Here is a 4447-nt window from a genome sequence, read left to right on the forward strand (position 1 = left end):
AACGATATGTACGATTAAAGTGACTGTTCCTAACTCTGAAGAAACTATAGAGAAAGTTTTACTGCTCACTGAAAAACAAAAACAATTAGCTAAATTGTTTTTGTTTTAAATTGGGTGGCGCATTGACGAAGTCAGGAAATAATTGCTTAATTATCTTTAAAAGAGCATTCTGATTAATTCTAGAAGCCTTAAATAACATGATTTACGAGAAATTAATCTTGGTTAGTTTTTATTTAATTGAAGAGCTGATTGTACTGCTAATAATTTGTAAATCGATCAAGCTGCAGTACCAGTTTTGAAGCCAAATGAGTATTAGTGTTACTTGATCATATGCGAAGTAATTACTTCAGCAGCTCTTTTTGATGCTCCCATTTCACCCAGTTCTTGTTTAAGTAATGTAAAATCAGCCAGCATGTTTTGTCTGTATTTTACATCACTCATCAATAAATCGAGTTCCTTAGATAGGGTGTTAATGGATAAATTGCTTTGAATCAATTCTTTGGTAACAGTCTTGTCCAAAATCAGATTGACTAGTGAAATGTATTTTATTTTGATTAATGCTTTACTTATGCGGTAGGTAATTCCAGTGGTTTTATAGATAACAACGAAAGGAAGCTTAAAAAGTGCTGCCTCCAAGGTTGATGTCCCTGACTTAATAATACCTGCATCAGCATGCTTTAATATATTGTATGAATTGTCAAAAATCAGTGATGCATTTTCAATCTCATCAAGTTTTGTATACGATTGTTTATCAATGTTTGAAGAGCCTGCTATCAGAAATTTATAATCTGCATATTTTTTACAAACCTCAATGATTAGCGGCAGAATTTTTTCGATTTCCTGTTGACGGCTACCCGGCAGCACAGCTATCAATTTTTGATTTTTAGGATTGTATTTTGTATTAAAATCTGGATCAATACTGAAGGAATTAATATGATCGATGAGGGGATGTCCAACATAATAAACAGGGAATTTATATTTAGCATAGAATTCCTTTTCGAAGGGAAGTATGCAGATCATTTTATTTACATACTTCTTAATTTTTTTAATTCTTTTTTCTTTCCAGGCCCAAATTTGTGGCGAAATATAATACATAACCTGAATATTATTTTCTTGTGCAAATTGAGCTATTCGAAGGTTAAATCCGGGGTAATCAATAAGTATTATTGTATCTGGAGCAAATTTCAGTATATCGGATTTGCATAGCTTAATGGCTTTGGTGATGGTTCTAAGATTTAAGGCTACCTCTTTGAAACCCATGAAAGCGATGTCTTTAAAGTGCTGGATAATCTCCACACCGCTTGTCTTCATTTGGTTGCCACCAAACCCTCTGAAAATAGCTTGCGAATCTTGCTTTGCAATTTCTTTAACCAGATTTGCACCATGAATATCACCCGATGATTCTCCTGCTATGAGGTAGTATTTCGACATTAAAGAACTTTAATGAGAATGACAGCTAGTACCAATAAAAATGTTGCCATAATTAAGCCTTTTGCTGTTTTATATCGTTCCCTATTAATAAATAAATAGAAAATGACCAGATTAGGAATTCCAGCCAAGCTCAGCAGAGGTGCAAAAAGGTCCTTTGTGCGTACTAATATTTTTAAATAGGAGCTAAATTCACGCTCAGGAAATTTAATAAAGTAGAATGCAATTACGGCAATTACGGACATAATCAGACCGATTACTACGCCAATCCATAAGTTGTCATTTTTTTTCATTTGAATAAGTGTTTTTTAATTTTTCGAGGAATTCATGATTTGTTAAATCAAGGGAAACTGGAACAATTGACGCATAGCCGTTTTCTAAGGCCCAAATGTCAGTTGATTCATCCCTGTCGTTACACATAAATGTGCCACGAAGCCAGAAAGACTGTTTTCCATTCACATTTCTGTCTTCAATAAACTCTTCTTTCCAATGAGCCATTGATTGCCTGCAAAAACGATATGGATTTTGTTCTGATCTCAAAACTTCAGGAATATTCACATTCCATAAAGTAAAACGTGGCAATGGGTTTAAAATTACTTTTGGAATCAGATCTTTAATAATTTTCACTGCCTCCGAAAGGTCTGCATCTTCATTGTAGTTAACCGATGAAAAAGCAATGGAAGAAACGCCATACAGTGCTCCTTCAACCGCAGCAGCCACGGTTCCTGAATAGATCATGTTGACCGAAGCATTTGAGCCATGATTGATGCCTGAAACAACTAAGTCTGGAGGATTATTATAATATTTTGCAAATGCATATTTTACACAATCAGCTGGTGTGCCGGCAATCGAAAAAGATGGAATATTTTTAAAATGATTGGTTTTTTCAACGCCTATTGTCTCTCGCATGGTAATCGCATGTCCTACACCAGACATAGGTTTTTGTGGTGCAATAACAGCTATTTGCCCAAACTGTTTCATGCTTTCGACTAATACAGCAAGTCCGGGGGCGTCTATCCCATCATCGTTGGTAATGAGTATTTTTGGTTTTCTAGGCACTTTTTTTTTATGGCAAAGATATGAAGCGGATTATTATTCGCTTTCAGTAGACTAATATTTCCTTCTTTTATTGGAATGACTGCTTTTCTTTTGCCGATATGCTTGAACATATAAAATAGGAAGCAACATAAAAGGAAAAAGTTTCAGAAAAGTAAGTATCAGAGCGCTGTTGTTATAATCGATAGCATGAATAACACTATCCCCTAAAAAAATAGAATAACTGAATGAGACTATCGTAATGATGGGAATCAGATAAAATGATAATGCAAAAGGTAAAATGAGTGGGGTGCGTTTGCGCGAAAGAGTCAATAATTTAGAAGCAAAAATGGCATAAAACAGAAGCAAAATGGTAGAGAGTAAAATGGCCATCGATGAATAAATGAAGTAAAAATCGTTTGATTTTTGTAATCAATTTGAAAAAACAATGATATAGAGTGCATGAACGACTTCGAGAATAATAATCCAAACCATAAAATTACTCTTGTCTCTGTAGTTGTAAAAATACTTAAGAAATCGTTTGAAATAGAGTAAAATAATGGATACAAGTATGGTAACCAAAATCAAATAAAGTGTAGCCGTATTGGATGACAACTTATCATAGATCAGACCGATACTATAGATTATGCTGATAATTGCATAAACCAGGGAGAAAACAGACGCTATTCGGATGTCTTTTTTGTGCATACTAATTCAATAGTTTTTTAATCGCTTTTGGGATATGGTCAATGATATCGCTTGCTTTCATTGAAATTTCAGTGAATTTATTGGCAGCATAGTCTCCTGCCATTCCGTGCAAATATACGGCAATTTTTGCTGCTTCAAAAGTAGCATAATTTTGTGACAAAAACCCTAAAATCATTCCGGTAAGCACATCTCCACTACCCGCAGTGGCCATACCCGGATTTCCGCTTGGGTTGAAAAACACCTTCCCATCAGTTCGTACAATGGCCGTATATTTCCCTTTAAGTACTACTGTGATTTGATTATCGATTGCAATTTCTTTTGCCTTGGATAAACGCTCAAACTGATTTTCGCTCCTTCCGGCTAATCGATCAAATTCACCAATATGAGGGGTGATAATTGTATTGTCAGGCAGCTCCTTTAGCAAAGCTGGATTTAATGCCAGCATATTGATTCCATCCGCATCAATAACCAATGGTTTTTGCACTTGTTGAATCAGTTTACTAAAGGCATGCTGGGTAACTGTATCTGTCCCAATTCCTGGTCCAATGCCAATAGCAGAAAAGCTTGTTAAATCAGGTATTTCGGAAAAGCAATTCTCATTGGAGTCGGCTATGCTCATGCTTTCAGGAACCGCTATTTGAATGAGGCTGTTTGCTGATTTTGGAACTTGAACCGTCAATAAACCAGCTCCTGAACGCAAGCAAGCAGCTGCTGCCAATATTGCAGCGCCCATCTTTCCTGTTGAACCACTTATTAATAAAGCATGTCCAAAATTACCTTTATGGTCAAAGGGGTTTCTGCTTTGTATTGCCTTTTTAATTTCTTTTTTTTCAGTTAAATAGTAGCTTACGTCAAGATTGTCAATAAATTCTTTGCTTAGCCCAATATCAACAACTTCCCAGTTCTTCACATATTGATGATTATCAGCAAGAAAAAAGCAAAGTTTAGGTGTTTGCAGACTGATTGTATAATCGGATTGAACGATTGATGAATCCGAATTAATCCCATCACAAAACAAGCCTGATGGAATGTCGAGGGCAATAATTTTAGCATCTGATCGATTTATTTTTTCAATAATGGATTTGGAAAATCCTTCAATAGGTCTACAAAGTCCTGTTCCCCACATGGCGTCAATCACAACATCATTATTTTCAATTCGTGGGAATTTTGAGTTCTCATCCAAATGAATAATTCTGGCTGTTTTCGTATTTTTTAATCTATCATAATTGCAAACAAAATCTTCAGATGCCTGATTGGAGTACTCAATAATATAGGA

The 4447-nt window shown here is 35.2% G+C and carries 6 protein-coding genes; all 6 read right to left on the reverse strand.

Annotation, left to right across the window (positions count from 1 at the left end):
- Positions 1 to 318 precede the first annotated feature (318 nt).
- A complete protein-coding gene (gene lpxB, locus HOG71_07380; GenBank protein MBT5990659.1) occupies positions 319 to 1431 on the reverse strand; it encodes a lipid-A-disaccharide synthase in 1113 nt (370 codons plus the stop codon).
- Positions 1431 to 1721 carry a hypothetical protein gene (locus tag HOG71_07385; protein MBT5990660.1) on the reverse strand — a complete coding sequence of 97 codons (291 nt, stop codon included), beginning with the start codon at positions 1719 to 1721 and terminating at the stop codon, positions 1431 to 1433. Before HOG71_07385 ends, lpxB begins: the two co-directional genes overlap by 1 nt.
- Positions 1708 to 2487: a 5'/3'-nucleotidase SurE gene (surE, locus tag HOG71_07390; protein MBT5990661.1), complete on the reverse strand. Its 780-nt coding sequence runs from the start codon at positions 2485 to 2487 to the stop codon at positions 1708 to 1710. The genes HOG71_07385 and surE overlap by 14 nt, the downstream gene beginning before the upstream one ends.
- Positions 2488 to 2538: 51 nt before the next feature.
- Complete coding sequence (locus HOG71_07395; protein MBT5990662.1) at positions 2539 to 2856, reverse strand: hypothetical protein; 318 nt, start codon at positions 2854 to 2856, stop codon at positions 2539 to 2541.
- A 39-nt stretch (positions 2857 to 2895) separates the two neighbouring features.
- Complete coding sequence (locus tag HOG71_07400; GenBank protein ID MBT5990663.1) at positions 2896 to 3171, reverse strand: hypothetical protein; 276 nt, start codon at positions 3169 to 3171, stop codon at positions 2896 to 2898.
- 1 nt (position 3172) lies between these two features.
- The coding region (locus HOG71_07405; protein ID MBT5990664.1) for an NAD(P)H-hydrate dehydratase at positions 3173 to 4447 on the reverse strand (1275 nt) is incomplete at its 5' end.

The organism is Bacteroidota bacterium (genome assembly GCA_018698135.1).
Taxonomy (GTDB): Bacteria; Bacteroidota; Bacteroidia; order CAILMK01; family JAAYUY01; genus JABINZ01.